This is a genomic window from Stenotrophomonas sp. NPDC077420, from assembly GCF_044543385.1.
In the GTDB taxonomy this organism is placed as follows: Bacteria; Pseudomonadota; Gammaproteobacteria; order Xanthomonadales; family Xanthomonadaceae; genus Stenotrophomonas.
In genome coordinates, this window is sequence record NZ_JBITVZ010000004.1 from 1 (window position 1) to 22,944 (window position 22,944).

Sequence of the window (22,944 nt, forward strand, 5' to 3'; positions counted from 1 at the left end):
CGGACAAGCCGACAGCACCGACAGCTCGGCCGCCGACAACACCACCGCCTGCCGCACCTCGCCCCAGCCCTGCGACGCAGTCGACCGCGCCGCAGTCACCCGCCCCTGCGCCCACTGCATTGCACGCTGGCGCGACCAATGCGCCAGTCCCTCCGCGCCGGTAGCCGTTGCCAGGGTGGCGCTCAGCTCCTCTGCCACATCGATGTACTGAAGGACGTCGCGGTCCGCTCCCGACGCACCAGCCAGCAGCGCCTGCGCCAAGGCCGCCACGCCGTGACCGTCCAGATACAACGCCGATGCGCTCACCACCAGCACGGCCTGATCCTCGGCCAGCTGCAGCCACATGACCTGGACCCGCGCGCCGTCACCGCCCTGCCCGGCATCGCGCTGCTGCGCATACAGCGCTTCCAGCCGCATGGCCCAGTCGGCATGGGCGCGCCAGTCCGCATCGATCCATCCAGGGCGAGTGGCGTCGCCCACGACCTGCAACGGCTCGCGCAGCCCGGTTGGACGCACGAAACGGGTGCGCAGGATTTCATGCGCATCGGTCAACCGCGACAGCGCATCCCGTGCACGCTCGCGCGCTTCCGTCGCCGATCCGGTGACCAGCAGCGCGCACTGGCTGACGCAGCCACGCGCTGCATCCCAGCGCCAGCTGCGCGTCTGCGCGAGCGACAAGGGGAATGCAGTGTTACTGGCGGGATTCGTAGACATATCCAAACGTGACTACCTCGATACGGAATTCAGTTTCCAGCAATGTGTGCAGTCAATCGAACGGGTACGGTGCCCTGGGCAGATCGCTGGCTGCCAGCATCTCGCCCATGGCGACGATCACCTTGCGCGGCCCGCTGAAGGGATGTCGCCCATGCGCCACCAACATGTTGTCCACCATGAGGACGTCCCCGCTCTGCCAGGGAAAACTGATCGACATCGATGCGTAGAGCGCACCGATTTCGGCGATCACATCCTCTTCGATGGGCTGGCCGTCACCGTAGTAGACATTGCGGGGAAGATCCTGTTCGTCGAACAGCTCCAGCAGAGCAGCGCGCTCCTCCGTTGCGAGATAGCCGACATGGTGAAGCTGGAGCTGGTTGAAGAAGACCCAGTCGCCGGTTCGCGGATGACAGGCCACCGCGGGGCCGGCCTGGCGCGTGCGAAGGTTGTTCGTGCCGGTCCACTCGTACTGGATGCCAAGCGCATCCAGGCTGCGTCCCAGCGCCTTCCGGTCATCGGTACGGAAGAAATCCTGCCAGCTGACGTCCAGGCCCTCGACGAAATTGCGCACGTACAGCAGACCGCGTTCGGCGAAGCGTCTGGCAAGCGGCTTCGGCAGGCGCTGGAACATGCCGCGGCAATCCACGATGGGGGTCTCGCCACCGACCGGTGCGACGATCTGGCAGCTGAAGAACTGCTTCATCGGCCAGCAGTGCGTATGCGAACCTTCGTTGTGGAACAGGATGGTCTTGTCTTCCGGATACGGCGTGGACTTGTAGATGCGCTCGCCCTGCGCCTCCTTGGGCAGGTCGCCATACTCGCCATTGAGGGTCGGGCAGATCGTGCTGGCGAAACGCTCGAAACGTTCGGCCGAGGTGACCTCGAATCCACGGAACAGGATCGATCCGTGCCGATGAAGGCGCGCCTCGATGCCACCCGGATCGCTTCCAGCCCACTCGGCCAGATCCACCCCTTCACGCGCGGGGGTCATCAGCAGCGGGTAGCCGGCCTCTGGCTGCATGGGGCGCTCGTCTACCATGGCGATGTCGCCAAGGCTGACGCCACGGCGCCGCCCCGCCACGAACTTCCTTGCCCGCGACTCGACACGTTCGTCCATTTCAACTCTCCGCGTGGTGTTCTCTTCATCGGTATGAAGACCGATCTCGCCGACCGCGCGCTCGCAATCATCCAGCAGCCGGCTCAGCATGTGTTCGTAGCGCGCTGCCATGATCTCGATCGTGGCGCGGTCGAAGATGTCGTTGCGGAAGGTCCACTCCGCACGGATGCCATCCTCGGATTCGGACATCATCAGGGTCAGATCGAAGCGCGCCACCTTGTTGTCCAGCGCAATCGACGTGACGCTGAGCGGGCCGGCGCCCTGCATGGCCTGGCGCGGCTGGTTGTTGTGCAGGAACAGTACCTGGAACAGCGGCGAAGAACCGGCATCGCGCAGCTGCGGAAACTCCGCTACCACGCGCTCGAACGGAATGTCCCGGTGTGCCAGCGCCTCCACCGTGGTTTCCGCGACCTGGCGAACCAGTGCGTCGAAGCTCAGGTGTGGAGACACCTTGCTGCGCAGCACCACCTGGTTCACGAACAACCCGATCAGCGACTCCAACTCCGGCAACGGCCGATGTGCAACCGAGGTTCCCACGCAGATGTCCTCGCCACCGTGGTAGTGCGACAACAGCACCTTGAACGCTGCCAGCAGCAGCGAGAACATCGTATGGCGGCGCTCCTGTCGGACCTCGTGCAAGCGCTGAAGGGTAGACGCGCACAAGGGACGGATCACCGTCTCGCCCTGTACACGGCGGCGCGGGGTCCGCGCTCGGTCCAACGGCAGCCGCAACGTGGTGCAGCCTGCCAGCCTGCTTCGCCAGTAGGCCAGCAGCGTGTCGGCACCACCCTCGGCCAGCGTCGCCTGCTGCCAGTAGACATAATCGCTGTACTGCACCGGTACCTCGGGCAATATGGCGCGTCGCTGCTCGATACCCGCCTGCATCAACTCGATCAGTTCGCGGGTCATGATCGTGCTGGACCAACCGTCGGAGATGATGTGGTGCACGTTCATCAGAAGATGCGCCTGCGCCGACGCGGTACGTACCAGGGTCAGGCGCAACAGCGGCCCGTGGGCCAGATCGAAGATGTACCGGCCATCGGCGTCGATCAGCCGGCGCAGCTGGACATCGCGTGCTGCGGCGGGCAGTCCGGAAAGGTCTACAAGCGGCAAACGCAGTGTGATGTGCGGACTGAATACCTGCCGGGGCTCGCCGTCAAGATCGACGAACGAAGCGGTCAGAACATGATGCCGGCGCAGCACGGTCTGGAAGTCGCGACGCAGCGCATCCACTCCCAACATGCCGCGCAGCGCCATGACCGACGGGAAGTTGAACACCGTACTCGGTCCGCCTGCCGCGTCGGCCAGCCACATCCGATACTGCGCATCGGACAGCGGGTGCCCCAAGGGCGCCGGCAACGCCTCCAGGTCGATGGTGCCCGCGTCCAGCAAGGCCAGGACCCGGGACCGTGCCTGGTCTACATCCATATCGATGTCCGTATCCATGTCCTTGTCCAGCAATTCCAGCGGATCAGACTGCATCGAGGGCCTCCATGTGTGCTTTCCCTGCGCGCGTGACGGCAGCGGGCTCCGCGTGGGCGAGCAGTTGCGCCAGCGCTGCCGGCGTCAGCAGTGCCACCCGCAGCCGGCCCTGCTGACGGCGCGAGAGCTGCGCGACCTGCCCGGGCCCGGCAAGCGGCATCCGGGCGGCGTCCTGTACGTCGATCCACCGCTGGGCAAGCAGCGTGACCAGTTGGCGTACCGACGCATGGCGGTACAATTCACCCAGCCCGACGTCTACCTGGAGATGGCTGCGGATACGGATCTGGACCTGCACGACCTTCAGCGAATCGCCGCCGATGTCGAAGAACTGATCGGTGCACGAGAGTACGTCCAGCGCCAATACCTCGCGCCAGATGTCCATCAACCGTGCCTCCAGTACCCGCAGGCGCGGATCGGCGTGTTCAGCGGCCGACGCGCACGCCGTAGCTGAAATGGCGGGCGGAGCCGGCAGCGCACGGCGGTCGATCTTGCCATTGCCGGTCAGCGGCAACGCGTCGAGCGCCACGAAGCTGGACGGAACCATGTAAACCGGCAATGTGGCGGCAAGCGCGGCGGCAAGCTGCTGCGACACCACTGCCTGCGGCGCCGTTCCATCGGGCGTGGTGGCGTAGTAGGCGACCAGGCGGCGGCGCTGCGCATCGCCCGCCACGACCACCGCACACTCACGAACGTGGGGCTGGCGGGCCAGGACCGCTTCGATCTCGCCCAGCTCGATGCGGTAGCCCTGGATCTTCACCTGGCTGTCCTCGCGTCCCAGGAACTCGATGGTCCCGTCTGGCCAGTACCGGCCCATGTCGCCGGTGCGATACAGACGTTCGCCGGACCGGGGATGTACGATGAAGCTGGCGGCAGTACGATCCGGATCCTTCCAGTACCCCACCGCCAGTCCGACACCCCCGATGTAGAGATCGCCGGTGACCCAGTCCGGACACGACCGCAGGTCCGCCTGCAGCACGTGGTAGCTCTGATTGGCCAGCGGCGTCCCGTAGGGGATGCTGCGCCACGCCGGCGCGACATGCTTGACAGGGTATTGGATCGACCAGACCGACGCCTCGGTTGCCCCGCCCAGGCTGGTGACCCTTGCCCGCCCGGAGAGCGCGGCGATGCGTCCCGGCAGGGTCACCGGAATCCAGTCGCCGCTGAGCATGACGGTGTGCAGGCTGGACGCCAGCGGCTGATGCTGCAGTTCATGCTCATCCACCAGCAGTTGCATCAGCGCCGGCACGGTGTTCCAGACGCTGACCGCGTGCCGGGACATGGCCTGGCGCCAGTGCGCCGGGTCGCGCTCGCTACCCTGTGCGGGAAGCACGAGGGCGCCACCGGCCGCCAGCAGGCCGAAGATATCGTAGACCGACAGATCGAAGCTCAGCGAGGACAGACCCAGCACGCGGTCTGTCGGCTGGATGTCGAAGCGACGGTTGATGTCCTCCAGGGTATTGCACGCACCGCGGTGGTCGATGGCCACGCCCTTGGGCACGCCGGTGGACCCCGAGGTGAATATCACGTAGGCAAGGTCGTCTTCGCACTGCGCGTCGGGCAGCGCGGGCGGGAGCGCCCACTCGATGTCTGCCGCATCCACCACCCACGGCGAAACCTGGACCGGCCACTCGGGCGGTGGCGCGAAGCCAGGTTCGATCAGCGCGATGCCGGCTTCGCCAGCGCGCAGCAGCTGTCCGATGCGGGCGCCCGGCAGATCGGCGTCAATGGGCAGGTACGCACCACCGGCCTCGAGGATGGCCAGCACCGCCACCACCTGCCGCCAGCTCTTGCGCATTACCACGGCGACGAGCTGGTTGGGAACCACCCCCGCCGCACGCAACCGCACGGCGTGGTAACGAACGTGTCGCGCCAGCTCGGCATAGCTGAAGTGTCGATCACCCTGGACGACGGCAAGGGCGTCGGGCGTACGCAGGCACCAGCGCCGGAACCCCGCATGCAGCAGGTCGGCCTCGCGCCGCACCACGGTGGCATTGACCCGGTCGCGGACCTGCTGCTGTGCAGGCGCCAACGGTACCATTTCGGCGATCTGCCAAGCGGATGCATCGTCGGCCAGTCGCTCGACCAGACGGCAGTAGGCGTCGAACATGGCATCTACCACGCCGGCCGGGAACAGCTCCTGCACCGTATCCCACACCGTATGCAGTGCGTCCCCGCGTTCGCTCACCTGGTGGTCGATCCACACCTGGGAGGTCTGCGAAACGGCATGCACCAGTTCAGCCTGGTAGGCCAGATCACGATCGCTGCCGCTGCTGTCGAAGCCGAGCATGCTGGTGAATACCACCGGCATGGCCACGCCGCCCTGGCGCCGTCGGCGCATTTCACGGATCACTTCCACCCCGCAGAAGTGTCGATGCTTCAGATCGGTCCACAGCTGCTGTTGGATGGCGCGTGCGCGCCCAAGGAAAGTGCCGGACGATGCCCGGTCAACCTCCAACAGCGTGAGCGAGGTGAAGTCGCCGAGGATGCGGGGGACGTCTGCGTGCAGATCCAGCCGATTGAACGTGGTCAGGTTGACGCTGAAGCGCTGGGTGCGGCTCCACTCGGCCAGGACCTCGGCGTACGCGGCCAGCAACAGCGCCGAGGGCGTCATCCCTGCGCCGACCGCCTGCTGCTTCAGCTGCTGCCAGCGCGCCGCATCGAGTGTCCACTGGCGCCGCTCGAAGCCGGGCTTGATGATCTGCGACGGGTCTTGTGCCAGCGGCAGCTCGGGGCCGACCGGCAACGTATCCAGGCGCGATTGCCAGTAGTCGCGTGCCTCGCGGTACAGTGGCCCCTGCTGAAACGTTTCCAGCCCCAGCACGTAATCGCGGAAGGTGACTTCAATGGCCGGCAGCGTTGCATGGGGATCGCGCATCAGCGCATCCAGCTCGTCTACCAGCAGCCGCAGGCTGTAGCCATCCATCACCAGGCCGTCAAAGCTCCAGTACAGGCGATGCAGCGCCGGACCGAGGCGGGTGACACGGACGTCGAACAGCGGCCACCGATCAGGAGCGAAGACATGATGTGACATGGCATCGCGCACCGACCGCAGTTGGCTGTCGCGTTCTGCGCCGTCCAGCATGGAAAGATCATCCACCGGCAATACGAACCGGCCAATATCGGCTAGTACGCGCTGCCGGCCTTCCGCCACCACTACGCGCAGCATGTCATGGCGCTGGATCAGCACATTGAACGCGTGTTCGAACGCTGCAGGGTCGAACTGGCCGTGGAGATCCAGCTCCGCGTAGGCGTGCGCGGCGATGTTTCCCATCTCGAAAGCGTCCGAGCGGCCCAACCAGTAGGCCTGCTGGATGCCGGTCAGCGGGAAGTCCCGGTAGCGGCCAGCAGCGTCGTGCTCAATGAGCACCGGTGCTGAAGGCGCAGCGTCGGCACTGTCGTCAAATCGCGCGCAGAATGCCTTCAGGGTCGGGGCCTGCCACAGCACTTCCAGGCCTGGGGCATGGCCGAAATGGGCCTTTACCTGATCGATCATCCGCGCAGCCAGCAGCGAATGCCCCCCCAGTCCGAAGAAGCTGTCATCTCGCCAGACCTGCGGCACGCCCAGCAGCTCCGACCAGATTGCCGCCAGGGCGCGCTCGCGCTCGTCCACCGGCACAACACCGCTGGCGCTGTCACTGTCCGCTGCAGGAAGCGGCAACGCACTGCGGTCGAGCTTGCCGTTGTGGGTCAAGGGCACCGCCTCCAGCGACACCCATTGCGCCGGAACCATGTACTCCGGCAACAACGTCGCCGCGTGCTGCCGGACCGCCTCAACAGGGGCATCAATCGGTGTGAGGTATGCCACCAGCCGCGCATGCGGTTCCTCGCCGAGACGCTGCACCACGGCCTGATCCACGGCCGGGTGACGGATCAGCACATGTTCGATTTCAGCCAGCTCGATGCGGTAGCCGCGCAGCTTGACCTGGCCGTCGCTGCGGCCAATGAACGCCAGGCCGCCCTCCGCACGCCATCGCACCGCATCCCCGGTGCTGTACATACGGGCGCCGGGGCGGGCACTGAACGGATCGGGCAGGAAGCGCTCGGCGGTCTGGTCCGGACGCCCCAGGTACCCACGTGCAAGGCCGGGTCCGGAAAGGTAGAGCTGACCGGCGACGCCTGGCGGCACCGGACGAAGCCACGCATCCAGGATATACGCGTCGGTGTCGTCGATCGGCTCTCCGATCGTCGGCACCTGCCGGCCGGGCACGACATCACCGGACGTCGCCACGACGGTCGCTTCGGTCGGGCCGTAGTTGTTGACCAGGCGCACTCCCGCAGGAACGTGTTCGACCGGGCCAAGCGCGTCGCCACCGACCAGCAGCGTGCTGACCGAGGGTAGCGACGCCAGCGCGGACAGCAGCGGGCCGGCCATCGGTGTCGGCACGAAGGCATGGCTGGCACGCGCATCACGCAATGCGCGCGCAAGCGCGTCACCGTCCATTGCGGATATGCGGTCGATCAGGGTGACACTCGCGCCTGCGGCAAGGTAAGGCCAGACCTCCCACGCCATGGCGTCGAAGCCGACGCCTGCGACCTGGGTGGCGCGCGCCCCGGCACCTACCGCGAACGCGCGCCGATGCCAGTCGCAGAGATGGGCCAGGCTGCCGTGGGACACGGCCACTCCCTTAGGTACGCCGGTGGTCCCGGACGTATAGATCACGTACGCCAGGCGGTCGTCCATGCCGCCAGGCGCCACAAGCGGGCATGGACGGGGCGAGCCGATGCCCGGTTCGAGATCGACCTCGATCACATCCACGCTGTCGTTTGCGTGTGCCTGCATCCCCGGTTCGACCAGCAGCCAGCGTGCGCCGCAGTCGGCAAGGATCGCCGCGCGCCGCAGTGCGGGCGCACGTGGGTCGATCGGCACGTAACAGCCTCCGGCCGCGAGCACGGCAAGCATCGCCACCGGCAGCAGCTCGGTGCGGTCCATGCAAATGGCCACAGGTTCTTCGGCAGCCAGGCCTCGCTGCTGCAACCGGTTGGCCAGTCGTGCAGCGGCCGCCGCCAGCGCGGCATAGGTCAGCTGACGCGTTCCGAAGCGAACCGCGATTGCATCGGGACGGTCAGCCGAATGCCGTGCAATTGCCTCCACCACGTTACCGGTGAGCGCGACACCTGGCCGGCCCCGAACCTGCGACGCGTTCTTGGCCTGCGCACCCAGCATGTCGATCCGGTACATCGGCAGCGACGGCGCGTTCGCCACGGCGTCGAGAAGCGCCGCGTAGTGCGCCAGCAGCAGGTCCGCCGTGGCTGCGGTGAACAGCGCGCTGTCATAGCTGAGTTTCAACTCCAGATGGCCAGGGACGCGCCGGACCTGCAGCGCCAGGTCATCCTTGACCGTGCCCGCCAGCACCCCATCGTTGTCGCAGTAGCTGCCCCCGCCTTGCGCCAACACGGCGTTCACCGCCTGCTCCGCCGCGCTGTTCAGGGCAAACGACACCTGGTACAGCGGCGTGTGGCTCAAGCTTCGCGCGCCCGCCAGCTTTTCCACCACCTGCCTGAAGGGCACGTCCTGATGTCGCTGCGCCTGCTCGGCAACACCGCGCACCTGGTCGAGCAGAGAGAGAAAGTCCTGGTGTTCATCGACTCGGCAGCGCAGCGCCACCATGTTGGTGAACAACCCCACCGTTGCATGGATCTCTGGATGGCTGCGACCACTCATCGGCGAGCCGACCACGATGTCCTGACGACCGGTGTAGCGCGACAGCAGCAAGTTGAACACCGCAAGCAGACCGACGAACAGCGTCGTGTCGCGCTCCCCGCACAGCGCCTGCAGTGTCCCCGCAAGCGCGGCGGGCAGCAGCAGCTTTCTGGTTCGCCCCTGGAAGCGCTGGCGGTCCGGCCTCGGGAAATCGGTGGGCAGTTCAAGCAACGGTGGAAGCTCCGCCAGCTGCTGGCGCCAATAGTCGATCTGCCCATCGAAGGCATTCGCGGCCTCCTGCTGCGCCTGCCAGCAGGCGAAGTCCGCGTACTGGTAGTCCACGGGCGGCAGGCTCATGTCCGGGGCCTGGCCCTTCACGACCTGCCTGCCGAGCTGAAGCAGCTCGCCGGCAATGATGCCCATCGACCAGGCGTCCACGACGATGTGATGGCAGTTGAGCAGCGCGACGCTCCGCCCGTTCGTCAAGCGGATCAGCGATGCCGCAAGTAGCGGCCCTCGCGCCAGATCGAACAGCCGGGATTCTTCCTGGGCCACCAGGCGCCGGACCTCCGCATCGCGCAGGGCCGGACTGGAGATTCCGGACAGGTCCACCAGCGGCACATGCGGCGCTTCGCTGGACGACACCCCGGCCTGCGGTCGTCCGTCCGCATCTTCCTCAATCCGCGTGCGCAGGGCCGCGTGGCGTGCCAGGACCACCGCGACGATCGATGCAAATGCATCATGGCCGATGGGGTATTCCAGTTCCGCCGCGCACACCACGTTGTAGACGGCGTTGGGACCCATCAGTTTGTGCAGGAACCAGATACGCTCCTGTCCAGCCGTGAGCGGCACGCGACTGCCGGGCGCGCGACGTGGCAATGCGCTGTTGCCGGGCTCGGCCATGGCGCGCAGCGCCTCGATGATGTCCTGCTTGCGCGCCACCAGCGTCGCGCGAAGGGCCGCGTCGAGCGCACCGGCGGGTGCGTCGAAGCGCAGCGCATCGCCCTCCAGCCAAAGCCGGATGTCCTTCGCTGCCAGACTACGGAAGATCTCCCCCAGGTGCGTCGACATAGCCTCATCCAGTTGAGTCGCGCGACGGCGCGTTGAAACAGCATCATGCGTTCAGTTGCGCGCGCCCTGCATGCGTTGGCGCAGGCTGAGCGGACGCATGTCCGTCCAGACTTCCTTGATATGCGCCAGGCAGTGGTCCTTGGGACCGGTGCAGTCAAGCGCGCGCCATCCGACCGGCACATCGGCGCCCAGCGGCCAGATCGAGTACTGCTCCTCGTGATTGATGACCACTACAAACGTACGGGTATCAGGTGTCTCGTCCATCCGTTGATGCTCCTGCTGGTCAATGTGACGTTCAACGCGCGCCCTGCGTTGAGCCTTCGGTTCCTTCAAGCGCTCAGGCAGCGGTCGGCTCCGCCTGTTCCCGGATGGCCTGGACCACGTCCTCCGGAATGCAGAAGCCGAGCGTGTCCTGGCAGAAGGTCATCCACTCCGCATCTACTGCGTCGAAAATAACGTTCTCGTCGCGGAAGATGCCATCGGTCACCACGAACGATTCCTGCACGAACACCACATCATCGTCGTTGAGCTGTCGGGCGGCGCCAGCGCCCCCTTCCGCTTCCGATTCGACGCGTGCGTTGTGGGCCTGCTCCTGCCAGCGCGGAAAGCGCCGCAGATCCGCCAGAAGGTACGCTTTGCAGTAGTTGCCCATTTCTCTAGCCACCATCCCTCTCCCTGGTCAGTGCCCCCCGAGGAGCCCTTTGCTCCTCGCACGGCGTGTCATCACACTGAAGAACAACATGCCCAGCAGAACATAGCTGATTGCATTGGCAATCGCCATCGAAATGCTCAGCGGATTCACCACCTGCTGCACCATCAGCTCCCGCAGCAGCACCACGCTCGGCACCATCGGCAGAGCCAGATGGAGCTGGCTGACCATCTCGGGCCAGCCGCGGCTCAGCTCTTCGAATGGCGTGAACATCAGGCCAAGCGCCAACAGCTGTACCGAGGGCAGAATCGCACTCACCCGTTTGACCAGCAGCGCGAACGCGCCGAGCATCAGGCCCAGGCCAATCGCAGAAAGCACCAGGGTCACTACAGGCAGCAGTACCCACGCGGAGAAGGCGATGCCGCTGCCCGTGAAAAACACCAGAAGAAACACTATCGCTACCACTGTCACGACATCGATCACCGCACCCGCAAGTCCCCGCGTCAGGAACAGGACATCCTTCCTGTATACGGAAAGGAACAGGCTCTCCAGAACACCCGTATCCGCGTCCTCCTGGATGGCAATGGGAGTGCGGTTGATCGCCTTGGTGACAAGCACCCAGGCCGCGTAGCCGACGATCATCGTGTCCAGACGTTCCCCGAACACCTGCTGCCCGGACAGATACTGCGCACCCTTGAACAGACCGTAGAACATCAGTGTGTTGATCATCAGACTGCTGACGAAGTTGGTCGGATAACGCAGGTTGAGTGCCAGCACGCGTGCCAGCTCTACCCGGAACAGCCTATACATGGGTCTGCTCTCCCGTAAGACGCAGGAAAATGGTAGTCAGGTCGGCCTTGCAACGACGCACATGCTCCACCGGATCGGGCCTGATCGCTTCCAATACCGAGTAGAGCGCGTCGCCGTCCTCGCGCACGCGGATGTTGCAGCCATCCACCACGCCGCCCAGTTCATTTTCGATGCGCCGCCGCACCGCATCGACTACCGGCTGCTGCATCCGGATCTCGTACCCGGCACTGGAGAACTCGTGCTTCAGGTCTTCGGTCTGCGCGATGCGTATCACCTGGCCACGGTGCATGATCGCGACGCGGTGTGACAGCGCTTCGGCGATATCCAGCTGATGGGTAGTCAGGATGATGGCAACGCCGGCCTCCGACAAGGAGCGGATCATGGCGATCATGTGGGCCACCGACCCCACATCCAGGCCCAGCGTGGGCTCGTCCAGGAACAGCACCTTGGGGTCGTTCAGCATCGACACCGCGATGGCAAGGCGCTGCATCATGCCGCGCGAGAGCGTCTGTACCTGCCGGTCCGCCTTGTCCGCCAGGCCGAACCGGTCCAGCAGCACCCTGCCCTGCGCAACCGCCTGGGCCACCGACATGCCTTTGAGCACGCCGAAGTATCGCAGATTCTCCATGGGCGTCATGCGCCAGTAGAGATTCCGGTTGCCCTCCAGCAGTGCCCCCAGCTGAGTGGCTGCAGTTCTGCCTTTCTGCGGATCGCAGCCGTTGATGCGGACGCTGCCTTCGTCCGGGCTGAGCAGGCCGGAGCACATCTTGATGGTAGTGGTCTTCCCTGCGCCGTTCTGCCCCAGCAGCGCGAATACCTCGCCCGCCGCCACGCTGAAGGAGACGTCATGGACGACCACGTTGTCGCCGAATGCCTTGCGCAGCGTTGCTACCTGAAGCACCGGCGCCACTGCAACCGATGCATTCGCCTCACGCGGGGCAACCTGTGCCGCGAGCGGTGCTGGAGGCGCGTCCAGGCCTCGCAGTGTCTCATTCCCCGCGTCAGGCGCGAGGTCGGTTGCAACGGTGCTCATTGAACATCCTCCAGGCAATGACGTTGTTGCGACAGGTGAGTGGCGGCACCGGCCATCAAGGTTTCAAGCACGTCCGCGACATGGCGGTTCTTCCAATGCTCCAGACGCGTGCCGCGCGCCCAGAGATTGAACGCGCCCATTGCCGGTCCACAGTGAATCTGGAAGTTCGGCTGATGCTGGAGCTCGCCTTCGCGGGCCAAGCGACTGGTTCTCGCGAAGTACCAGCGGAACACGAGCGCCATTTTGTGCCGGGGAAGCCGCTGCGCCTTCTCGAGTTCGCCAGGACATTCTCGTTGGCAGTATTCACGCGTCTGAGCCCATACGTCGTCGATCGAGGTTCCGAAGTACTTCTCCTCCAGCAACGAGCGCGTCCGCGCATCCAGCGCCTCGATTCCCTCATGGCGACCGTAGAGTTCATAAAGCTTGTTGGCTCTGGCTGGAAACTGCAGCCCCGCCGCCAGCACCTGCACTCTGGAGCCCAGTTCGAACATGTCCCCGGCCGGCGCGAACGTGGTATCCATCACCCCAGCTGCCTGCAGCAGGTCCTTGACAGCCTCGCTGATGTCCGCTTCCACACTGCATTGGTTGACCGACCCGGTGGCGATGAAGTCGGCACCAAGCGCGAACACGGCAGCAATTGCACGCGGCGTTCCCAGTCCCCCCGCCATGCCGACACGGATGTCCGGCGTCCCAGCATAGCTGGCGACGATCTGGTCACGAAGGTCCTGCACGACCGGTGCCAGCACAAGCGCCACGCCCCGATCGGTATGGCCTGCCGAATCGGCTTCCACGCAGATATCCTCCGCCATCGGGGCGTGCAGTGCAGCCGCCGCTTCGGCGTCGGTGAGTCTGCCGCTCATCCGAAGCGCTTCGACCAGTCCGGCAGGCGCGGGACGCATGAACTGCTCGGCGACGCCAGGGTGCGACAGCTTGGCAATCACCGCATTGGGTGCAAACACGCTGCCATCGGGCAGCCGCCGCGCACCGGCGAAACGGTAACGAACCAGCGCGGGGCTCACGCGCAGGTAGGCGGACGCCTCGATCCTGCGTACGCCGTGCGTCAGGTACAAATCGACCAGGGCCTCCTCGCGGTCCGGATCGGAATGGGTACACAGCAGGTTGGCCCCCCAGTTGGTGGCATCGGAAAGCCTTGAGCGGAGCTCCACGAGCGAGCGCTCCACGCTTGCCAGCGAAACGCCGCCGGTCCCCAGAAACCCGAGCAAACCAGCCCGTGCCAGCGCCACCACCATCTCCACCGAACTGATGCCTTTGTACATCGAGCCGGCATAGCAGGCGAGCCGGGTGCCATGCGTACGCATGAACCGCCCGCTGCCGAGCCTGGTCGGCGCTTCGCTGCGCTTGATGTCGGGCGCCTCCAGCTGCATGCAATCCACCTGCGGATCCTTGTTCGTCGTGTACGGATGGGACAGCCCTACAGCGCACCTACCTCGCGATTCTCACGCTCACTGCCCGGATCCGGCTGCACGTGTCCGGACCACTGGCGCAATTGCAGCTGTTCGCTCAGCAGCGCCACAGTAGGAGCCTTGAACACCGTACCTAGTTCGACCCCCACCCCTAATGCGGCCCTCAGTTTGGCCGGAATGCGGGTCGCCAGCAGCGAGTCTCCGCCCAGCGAGAAAAAGTTGTCGTGGATACCCACCTGATTCATGCCCAGCAGTTCCTGCCATATCTCCACCAGCACCTCCTCCAGCTCGTTGCCGGGTGGAACGTAGGTGCTGTCGATGTCGGGGCGATCGTTGCGCCCGACCAAAGCATCCCTGCCGATATCGCTGGCGTAATGCTCCATCGCGCGGCGGAAGTCGCGTTTGCTGACCATGACCTGTGCAGGCGCGTTGGCCGCAAGAATGGCCTCCAGTGCCTGCACCCCCTGCTGCGGCGCGATGCCTTCGGACAGGTCCGCAGCGGGCACACGCAGGGGTGCCACCGCGCGCTCCGAAGCCGGGCCAGCTCCATTGGCGTCCATGCGACGTACCGAGAAGCCCTTCACCTCGCCCAGCACCCGGTCCGCTTCCCCCAGCAGGGAAATGTCCAATGAAATGACGTCCTCATCCTGGCTGCGCGCGCCATTCAGCCGCACATATGCGCGCAGTTGCGCCGGTAGTGCGTCCCAGACGATGAGCTGCTGGTACCCGAGCGGCAGGAAGCGCTTCCCACCATCGCCCTCCTCGCCGTGCAGCCAGAGCGCGTTGGCCACGCCAGTTGCCAGGTCGGCCAGCGCGGGATGGAAGTGGTAATGCCGCAGATCGGGGGCATACGCCGACGGCAGCTGCAGTCTGACCAGCGCTTCGGTGCTGTTGGCGTCGACCTGGAGGATGGATTCCCAGCGCCCGCTCAGGGCCAGCCAGTCTCCCGGCGGCAACGCGTCGCGGGCCCGTCCGCAGAAGTCCCATTGGCGCGAAGCCGTGCCATCGCGAAGTTGCGCGGGAACGCCCGCCAGTGGGCGCAACCCGGCATCTGCGCCGTCGGCAGCAGCAAGTTCGGCCACCACGTGGTCTTCCCAGTTCCCTGGCGTTGACTGTCGCTGCATGCGGACCTTGAAGCCGTCGTCACCGGGCTCGAAGCGGATGCGCAAGCCGGTGCCGGTGACCGCATCCACGATCATGGGCGAGAGGAACAGCAGGTCCCGCAGTACCGATTGCTGCGACGGCCGCACGTGGCGCCAGGCGGCCAGGATCATTTCGATGGCGGCCGTGCCCGGGACCACGCTGCGACCTTCAATCCGGTGCTCGTCGACGATCCAGTGCTTCCCGGGATGCAGGTGGCTGGAGAACTCGAATCCGCCATCGGCATAGGCCCACGCCCGGTCGAGCAGCGGGTGGTCGACCGTCTGTCCGGCATCCAGCGGCTTCGCGGTTGCCCCGAACAGGCCGGCGCGTGCGGCCATGCCGACGTCGGTCCAGCCATCCCAATCGATGGATACCACCGTCTGGCCGCTTCGCGACCAGTCGGCAGCGGCCAGATCCATGGATGCGTTGGCACCACAGTAATCCGACTGCCCGGAGCCGCCGATGACACCGAACAGGGAAGCATGCAACACCACCACGTCCAGCGGATCCGCACCAAACACCTGCCGCAGCACCTGCACGCCATGGATCTTTGGCTGCAGCACCGGCGCTGCTGCTTCACGCGTTTTCAGCTGCATGATGCCACCGCCCGCCACGCCGGCGGCGTGCATGATGCCGTTAAGACCGCCGAAGCGTGTGGCGATCTGCGCACGCAGCACCATCATCGCCGCGCTGTCGGTCACATCCACGCCCACTACCATCACTTCGGCCCCCATCGCCTCGAGGCGCTGGACTGCACGGATCCGCTCGCTGGTGACATCGGCAGCGGGATGCTCGGCAAGCCAATGGCTCCACTCCGACGAGGCCGGAAGGCCAGTGCGCCCGGTCAAGACCAGGCGCGCCCGGTAGTCACGGGCCAACTGCTCTGCAAACACCAGGCCCAGGCCGCCCAGCCCACCGGTGATCAGGTAGACGCCGCGTTCGGCAAACAGGGACGCCGCCTGCGGACCGCGCGCGGCCTCCGGGTCCCACGGGTGCTGGCCCAGCTCGAAACGGTGCGAACCACGAAACGCGACGCTGCATCCCGGTTTACCCACCACCGCCAGCTCGGCCAGGAGCTGGCGGTGGGTGCGCGCATCCGGTCGCGCGGGGAGATCAAGATGGCGGGCAACGATCGACGGTTGTTCGAAGCCCACCACGCGGACCGGCCCCAGCACCGCGCCCTTCAGCGCATCGATGGGCTCTTCGCCACTTACATCCGCCAACCCGGTCGACAGCACATCCAGGCGGATGTCGGTCGCATCAGGCATCTGCGCAAGTGCCTGCACCAGATGCAGCACGCTGTAGAAGCCAAGGTCGCAGCCCAACGCGGCATCACCGCATGCGTCGTCCAGGCAGAAACCGTGCACCACGCGCGTCGGCCGCTGGCCCGCGGCGTCGAGTTCGGCCAGAAGCAGGGCGTAATCGTCGACACTTGCGGCGCGAACGACGGCCTCGCGGAGATCTGGCAGCCAGGCGTATGCGGCACCGCGGCGCACGCGCACGACCGCTTGGCCTGCGGCCTCCAGCGCAGCGCATACGTGTTCCACCTGGCCAGCCTGGTCGGTGAACGCCAGCCATTGCACCTGGCTGGGGAAGCGGGCCGGTGCGAGCGGCGCAGATCGGGTCCACACCGGGGCGCTATACCACTCCTCCGGGGGAAGCGGACCTTGCCCGGCCGCGCGGGTGCCGGCATCCTCCGGGCGATAGTCGATCCAGTAGCGCTTGCGGTTCATCGGATAGGTCGGCAGTTCCACGCGCCGCGCCTGCGTTCGGGGTTCCAGGCGCGACCAGTCCAACTGCAGCCCATGGGTCCAAAGGGCAGCAAAGGCTTCGCGCATGGCACGGGACGCATCCAGCGCTTCACGCGCGGGACCCAGCGAAGATACCGTCTCGGGTTTGCGGGCGCCGGGAAGCTGACGCAGGAACTGGCAAAGCGTGCTTCCCGGTCCCACCTCCAGATGCACCTGCTCGGGATTTTCGGCGAGCACCCGGGCACCGTCGGCGAAGCGCACGGTGCCGCGCAGATGCTCTACCCAGTAAGACGGTGAGGTCGCCTGCGCTTCGGTGATCCACGTACCGGTAACGTTGGAAATGTACGGGATCGACGGCGCGGACAGGGGCACCTGCGCAAGCTCGAGCGCGAACGCTTCGAGCATTGGGTCCATCATTCGCGAATGGAAAGCGTGTGACGTACGCAGGCGGCGTATCTCGATGTCCTGCGCCCGGAGCATCGTCTCTACCGTAGCCATCGCTGAGGCAGGCCCCGCCAGCACGCAGGAACGGGGTCCGTTCACCGCGGCCAGATCGACGCCCAGCGCCAGGCAGGCTTGCAGTTCCGCCTCACCCAGGGGGACCGACATCATCTCCCCCGCTGGCATCGACTGCATCAGGCGGCCACGCGCAGCGACCACGCCAAGTGCATCCGGCAGCGCGATTACCCCGGCCAGGCACGCCGCGACGTACTCACCCACGCTGTGGCCCATCATGGCAGCAGGCTCGACCCCCCAGGCCTTCCACAATGCCGCCAACGACCAGCACACACTGAACAGTGCCGGCTGGGTCACCCAGGTCTGATCCAGCAACGCCGCACAGCGGTCTTCGTCGGCGGCGTCCGGATAGAGAAGCGCGCACAGATCCAGCTCCAGGTGCGGTCGCAGCAGCCGGGAACATTCCTCCAGGGCATCACTGAAGACGGGTTCGAGGCGGTACAGACTGGCTGCCATGCGCAACGCCTGTGCTCCCTGCCCCGGAAACAGGAATGAAATTGAACGGCGGGCCGAGATGTCGATCTTCAACGCGGCCGGCCTGTCGGGCGCACGCAACGCCTGCACGGCATCCTCGGTGTTGCGTACCACCCGCGCCGAGCGCCATGCGTACGCCTCCCTCCCCTCTTGCAGGGTGAATGCCGCATCGGCGAGTTTCAGCGCAGGATCTCCGGCAATTCCGTCAGCCAGGCGCGCCTCCATCTCATGCAGTGCGGCTTCGCTCATGGCCGATAACGGAAGCACCTGGTAGCCCGCCGCCTCCTGCACGGGCGCATCGTCGATGAATTCCTCCATGACCAGATGGGCGTTGGTGCCGCCTACGCCAAATGCGCTTACGCCGCCGCGACGTGGCACGCCATCCACCGTCCACTCGCGCAGTCCGGTATTGAGGAAGAATGGGCTGTCGGCAAAATCGATGCGTGGGTTGGGTGTATGGAAATTGATCGAGGGTGGGATACGCTTGTGATGCATCGCCAAGGCCATTTTCATCACCCCGCCTATTCCGGACGCGGCGTCCATGTGGCCGATGTTGGGCTTCAGGGTACCCAGCGCGCAATAACCGCGTCGGCTGGTGTGCTGCCGATAGGCCGCGGTCAAGGCCGAATGCTCGATCGGGTCGCCCATGATGGTGCCGGTGCCATGGCTCTCCACGTACGAAACCGTATCGGCGCGGATGTCGGCAAACGACAGCGCCTCCAGGATCACGTCACGCTGGCCCTCGAAACTCGGCGCACTGAAGCCGGCCTTGTCATCTCCGGAGTTGTTCAATGCACTCCCGCGGATTACCGCATAGATCGTATTGCCGTCCGCAACCGCATCTTCGATCCGCTTCAGGACCAGGGCACCCGCGCCGTTGGCGAACACCGTTCCCTGCGCATCTTTGTCGAACGCGCAGCACCTTCCCACCGGTGAGGTCATGCCGCCCTCGTGGTAAAGATAGCCGGCGGGCCGGTCCAGCTCTACCCGCGATGCACCAGCGACGGCAGTGTCGCATTCGAAGTCCAGCAGCGAGCGACACGCGAGGTGCACCGCCACCAGCGACGTGGCACAGGCAGCCTCGACGTAGACGCTGGGTCCGCGCAGGTCCAGCCGGTGCGAAATGCGCGTGCACACGTAGGACTTCATGTTGCCCAGCATGATGTGCATCTCACGCGACAGGTTTCCGCTTACCGGCTCCATGGGATCGGGAGCGAAGGGCCGCGCATTGCGCACGATGTAGTTCAGCGAACCCGTGCCCCCGAACACTCCGGTTCTTCCGCTATAGCGCGAAAACCCGAAGCCTGAACGTTCCAGCGCTTCATGCGCGCATTCAAGAAGAACCCGATGCTGGGGGTCGATGCATTCGGCTTCGCCCGGTGTGATGCCAAAGAAGGCCGAATCGAAGCAGTCTACCCCTTCGGGGCCGCCGAACACCGGCACATACGCCGGGTTGCGTCGAGACTTCCGGCTGATCCCGGCGCTGTCCAGCTCCTCCTCGGAAACCGTGCGCAGCGATTCAACACCGTTGCACAGGTTCTCCCAGAACGCGTCCGGCGAGCTGGCTCCCGGGAACCGGCACGCCATGCCAACAATGGCAACCGCGCCGTGGATCTGCCTGCATTCGCTAGCCTTCATGGAGCCTCCCTGGGATGTCGCTTACGCCTTTCGGCCGTTGTTTTTTTCGAGGAGCGCAGCGCGGCGACGCGCGCCCACGTCTCGCGCCACCGGCATTGCCTGCTCCGGGGAACCGCTGTCACCAAGGTGTTCGGCCAGCAGCCTCACGGTCGAATACCTGAACAGATCGACAGAGCCGGCGCGCGGCGCGCTGTCACCGCCACGCAGCCCGGCGAAGTGACGCACCAGCGCCGCGTCCAGCGCCAGCGCATTGACCGAACTCAGCCCCAACCCGCCGCCGAACAGGGGCATGTCCGGATCGATGTCGTCGGCCTCGAGATCCTCGAGCTTCAACGTCTCTACGATGAGAAGCCTGATCTCCTGCTCCAGCCACTTCAGGTCATGGAATTGCATCTGCGCTCCCTCGACTTTTCGGTACCGACCTCCATCCCCAATGCGCGTCACGCATATAGAGGCCAACGCTGCTGGCGCACTTCGTCGAGCAAGCGCCGCAGTTCAGTGTCTAGCGCCCTGTCTTCCTCCACCAGAGGAATGCGCGCGGTCAGGTCTTCCAGCATCACCGCCGCGTCCCCTTCCAGCGCCGTTTCCGGCGCCATCCGCTGCCGCAGCGCGACACCCTGTCGGGCGGCCAGCAGCATGCCCGCGATCACCTGCTCCGTGAGCTCCAGCACCCGCAGGCAATCCCGGGCGGCAATGGTTCCCATGCTCACCTTGTCCTGGTTGTGGCATTCGGTGGAGCGGGAAAATACCGACGCCGGCATCGTCTGCTTCAATGCCTCGGCCGTCCAGGCCGACACGCTGATCTGCAGCGCCTTTAATCCATGATTGATCGAAGCGCGCGGCCCAATGCAACCCGACAGGTTGGCCGGCAGGCCATGGTTGTAGCGTGCATCCACCAGCAGAGCCAGTTGCCGGTCCAACAGGTCCGCCACGTTGGCGACGAGGTTCTTCAGTGAATCCATGGCAAAGGCAATATGGCCGCCGTAGAAATGTCCACCATGCAGCGTTCGACCGCCGACGATGTCAATCAGCGGATTGTCATTGGCGCTGTTGAGCTCGGTTTCGATCAGCTGGCGCAGGAACGGCAGGGCATCCTCGAGCACGCCGATCACGTGCGGCGCGCAGCGCAGCGAATAGCGATCCTGCAAGCGACTGTCGTTGCGCAGTTCAGCCGCACTGCGCAGGTCCTGTCGCAGCCGCGCGGCCACCGACATCTGCCCGGGGTGCGGCTTTGCCTGGAACAGTACCTCGTCGAAGTGATGTGCGTTACCGCCCGTGGCAACCACGTTGTAGGCGGTCAGCCGCGTCGCAAGGCGGCACACGTAATCAGCGCGCTTCCAGGCAAGGCAGGCCAGCCCCGTCATCACCGCAGTGCCGTTCATGATGGCAAGACCTTCTTTCGGGCGCAGCCGCAGCGGCTGCATCCCGATGTCTGCCAGGGCGGCGGCAGCGGGTACGCGTTCGCCCCGGAACATGACCTCCCGCTCACCGCACAACGCGGCGGCTACATAAGACAGGGGCGTGAGATCGCCACTGGCCCCTACCGACCCCTCTGCTGGAATCAGCGGAAGCACATCATGGTGCAGCAGGGTAACCAGCCCCTCGATCAGCTGCGGACTGACCCCCGAAACTCCGTAGGCGAGCGATGCGAGTCGGACAGCGAGGACGGCGCGGGTCTCGTCCGCTTCAAGGTAGCGACCCAGGCCACAGCCATGGTAGGTGAACAGGTGGTGGGGCAGCTCAGCCACCAGCTCGGCCGGGACGGCGACCGTACAGGAGTCGCCATACCCGGTCGTAACGCCGTAGATCACGCCGTTTTCGGCAAGGATGCGATCAAGCAGATCGGCCCCGCGGGCGATCTTGTCGGAGAACGTAGCGCTTCGATTGATCTCGGCAGGCCGCCGGCGTGCCGACAGATCGCATACGTCCTCGATACGTAACGTGTTGTCGCCAAATACAACAGGAAGCGAATTACCGATATCGGCAGGAAGAGGGAGATTCATTGCGGTTCCTTCAGGAGTGACGGACAGGGGTCCACCGGGTTTCCAAGCGGTTCAGGCACCCCGCGGAACAGCGTCTGCAACAGCTGCTGCGTAACCTTGCCCTGGGCATTGATCGGAAACGTAGTGACATAGCGCCAGCGTTGCGGATGTAACGTGGCGTCGGCCACGGACGCCAGCGCGGCCTTGATGGTCTGGGCAAAGCGCCAGCGCCCAAGCAGCTCCAACTGTCTCCAGCCTTCATCGGTCGGCATCACCACCGCGCCCAGTTCGAGGCTGTCGCCTTCAAGCGCCAACACACGCACCTGCTGAACCATCGGATGGTCGCCAATGGCAGTCTCCAGCGCGGTCAGTGACACTCTCCGCTCCTCGATCTTGACGACGCGGTCGGCGCGACCGATCAGACGGAATGCATGTTCGCTATCGCGCACCACGCGGTCCTCGGTGCGCAGCCAGTCCGAATCCGGCAGGAAGGCCGATTTCACTTCCAGCTGGTCGCCCTCGATCCGCCACTCCACGCCGGGCAGCGCTTGCCAGGCATGCGCGCTGTGGTCGGCCGGCGTACGCCTGCGGAAAGCGATGCCGCCGGTCTCGCTGCTGCCCAGTATCTCCACCGGCGCGACACCCAGTACGGCCCATGCGTGCGCCGAACCATGATCGTCCAGAGGACCGCCCGAAGAGAATACGGCACGAAGGAAATGGCGAGCCCCGGACCAGTCCAGGTCCACCGGCAGGCGCTTGAGATGCGCGGGGCTCGTAACCAGCACGCCATCGCCACCGCCCAGTACGTCTGCCAGTTCGGCGTGGCCAAACAACCGCGAAGCGAACGGGCGTCCGCACGCCAGCGGCCAGAGCACGCGGAACAGCAAGCCGTAGATGTGCTGGTGTGAGACGGTGCCATGGACCACGGTAGACGTGGCATCTGATGCGCAGAACAGCGGCGCGAACTGGCGTTCAAGCGCACCAACCTCCTCATCGAGCTGTCGTAGGCGCTTGCAGACCAGCGCGGGCATGCCTGTGGAACCCGATGTCTGCAGATAAAGGCGTGCTTGCTCCCCGTCCAACGACGGCCAGGCAGCGGGTGCGACGGCGCCGGCAACCGGTTGCAACGGCAGGAAGCGCTCTTCCATATCGCCGGCGTAGCCATCGACATGGTCGTTCATGCGGTGCAGTGTCGCAGGAAGGTTGTCGCCGCACAGGTAGATGACCTTGCCGGCCTGCCATGCGCCCAACAGGGCTGCGGCAAAGGTCAAAGCGTCTTCGAAGTACAGCGCCCACCGGCTGCCGGTCTGGGCGGCGAATGCGTCATGCCACGCTGCGACATCATCACGAAACCGGGCGTGCGATATCTGCTGGCCGTCGGCGATTGCCACGATGCGGCCATCCAGTGTTTGCGCCACCACGGATTCGAGCGTTGGAAACGTGCGCAAAACAAACCTCCATGTTCGTCAGGCCGAAATTGCAAAGCTGTCGTGAGGCGT

Annotated in this window: 12 protein-coding genes; all 12 read right to left on the minus strand. The window is 65.4% G+C overall.

Annotated elements, in window-relative coordinates; genetic code table 11:
- A partial coding sequence (locus tag ACIGII_RS05080) for a hypothetical protein (RefSeq protein WP_399657436.1) occupies positions 1–678 on the minus strand: 678 nt, incomplete at its 3' end.
- An 88-nt stretch (positions 679–766) separates the two neighbouring features.
- Entirely contained in the window at positions 767–3,313 is a 2,547-nt protein-coding gene (locus ACIGII_RS05085; protein ID WP_399657439.1) for a condensation domain-containing protein, read from the minus strand.
- Complete coding sequence (locus ACIGII_RS05090) at positions 3,303–10,025, minus strand: amino acid adenylation domain-containing protein (RefSeq protein WP_399634673.1); 6,723 nt, start codon at positions 10,023–10,025, stop codon at positions 3,303–3,305. The genes ACIGII_RS05085 and ACIGII_RS05090 overlap by 11 nt, the downstream gene beginning before the upstream one ends.
- A gap of 51 nt (positions 10,026–10,076) precedes the next feature.
- Entirely contained in the window at positions 10,077–10,289 is a 213-nt protein-coding gene (locus tag ACIGII_RS05095; protein WP_399634671.1) for an MbtH family protein, read from the minus strand.
- Between the two features lie 73 nt (positions 10,290–10,362).
- Entirely contained in the window at positions 10,363–10,677 is a 315-nt protein-coding gene (locus ACIGII_RS05100; protein WP_399634670.1) for a hypothetical protein, read from the minus strand.
- Positions 10,678–10,704: 27 nt separating this feature from the next.
- Positions 10,705–11,484, minus strand: coding sequence for a hypothetical protein (locus ACIGII_RS05105; protein WP_399634668.1), 780 nt, complete (start codon positions 11,482–11,484; stop codon positions 10,705–10,707).
- Positions 11,477–12,517, minus strand: coding sequence for an ABC transporter ATP-binding protein (locus ACIGII_RS05110; RefSeq protein WP_399634666.1), 1,041 nt, complete (start codon positions 12,515–12,517; stop codon positions 11,477–11,479). The genes ACIGII_RS05105 and ACIGII_RS05110 overlap by 8 nt, the downstream gene beginning before the upstream one ends.
- Positions 12,514–13,902 carry a PfaD family polyunsaturated fatty acid/polyketide biosynthesis protein gene (locus ACIGII_RS05115; RefSeq protein ID WP_399634665.1) on the minus strand — a complete coding sequence of 463 codons (1,389 nt, stop codon included), beginning with the start codon at positions 13,900–13,902 and terminating at the stop codon, positions 12,514–12,516. The genes ACIGII_RS05110 and ACIGII_RS05115 overlap by 4 nt, the downstream gene beginning before the upstream one ends.
- A gap of 47 nt (positions 13,903–13,949) precedes the next feature.
- Positions 13,950–19,463: a beta-ketoacyl synthase N-terminal-like domain-containing protein gene (locus ACIGII_RS05120; RefSeq protein WP_399634663.1), complete on the minus strand. Its 5,514-nt coding sequence runs from the start codon at positions 19,461–19,463 to the stop codon at positions 13,950–13,952.
- A 21-nt stretch (positions 19,464–19,484) separates the two neighbouring features.
- The gene (locus ACIGII_RS05125; RefSeq protein WP_399634661.1) at positions 19,485–19,856 is read right to left on the minus strand and encodes a phosphopantetheine-binding protein; all 372 of its coding nucleotides are present in this window, start codon (positions 19,854–19,856) and stop codon (positions 19,485–19,487) included.
- A gap of 47 nt (positions 19,857–19,903) precedes the next feature.
- Positions 19,904–21,466, minus strand: a complete 1,563-nt coding sequence (hutH, locus tag ACIGII_RS05130; RefSeq protein ID WP_399634659.1) for a histidine ammonia-lyase — start codon at positions 21,464–21,466, stop codon at positions 19,904–19,906.
- Complete coding sequence (locus ACIGII_RS05135; protein ID WP_399634657.1) at positions 21,463–22,893, minus strand: AMP-binding protein; 1,431 nt, start codon at positions 22,891–22,893, stop codon at positions 21,463–21,465. Before ACIGII_RS05135 ends, hutH begins: the two co-directional genes overlap by 4 nt.
- Positions 22,894–22,944: the final 51 nt, after the last annotated feature.

What these genes read in the sequence shown, in the direction of transcription:
- ACIGII_RS05085 (WP_399657439.1), bottom strand. Translation starts at nt 3,313, where the DNA reads ATGCAGTCTGATCCGCTGGAATTGCTGGACAAGGACATGGATACGGAC.
- ACIGII_RS05090 (WP_399634673.1), bottom strand. Translation starts at nt 10,025, where the DNA reads ATGTCGACGCACCTGGGGGAGATCTTCCGTAGTCTGGCAGCGAAGGAC.
- ACIGII_RS05095 (WP_399634671.1), bottom strand. Translation starts at nt 10,289, where the DNA reads ATGGACGAGACACCTGATACCCGTACGTTTGTAGTGGTCATCAATCAC.
- ACIGII_RS05100 (WP_399634670.1), bottom strand. Translation starts at nt 10,677, where the DNA reads ATGGGCAACTACTGCAAAGCGTACCTTCTGGCGGATCTGCGGCGCTTT.
- ACIGII_RS05105 (WP_399634668.1), bottom strand. Translation starts at nt 11,484, where the DNA reads ATGTATAGGCTGTTCCGGGTAGAGCTGGCACGCGTGCTGGCACTCAAC.
- ACIGII_RS05110 (WP_399634666.1), bottom strand. Translation starts at nt 12,517, where the DNA reads ATGAGCACCGTTGCAACCGACCTCGCGCCTGACGCGGGGAATGAGACA.
- ACIGII_RS05115 (WP_399634665.1), bottom strand. Translation starts at nt 13,902, where the DNA reads ATGCAGCTGGAGGCGCCCGACATCAAGCGCAGCGAAGCGCCGACCAGG.
- ACIGII_RS05120 (WP_399634663.1), bottom strand. Translation starts at nt 19,463, where the DNA reads ATGAAGGCTAGCGAATGCAGGCAGATCCACGGCGCGGTTGCCATTGTT.
- ACIGII_RS05125 (WP_399634661.1), bottom strand. Translation starts at nt 19,856, where the DNA reads ATGCAATTCCATGACCTGAAGTGGCTGGAGCAGGAGATCAGGCTTCTC.
- hutH (WP_399634659.1), bottom strand. Translation starts at nt 21,466, where the DNA reads ATGAATCTCCCTCTTCCTGCCGATATCGGTAATTCGCTTCCTGTTGTA.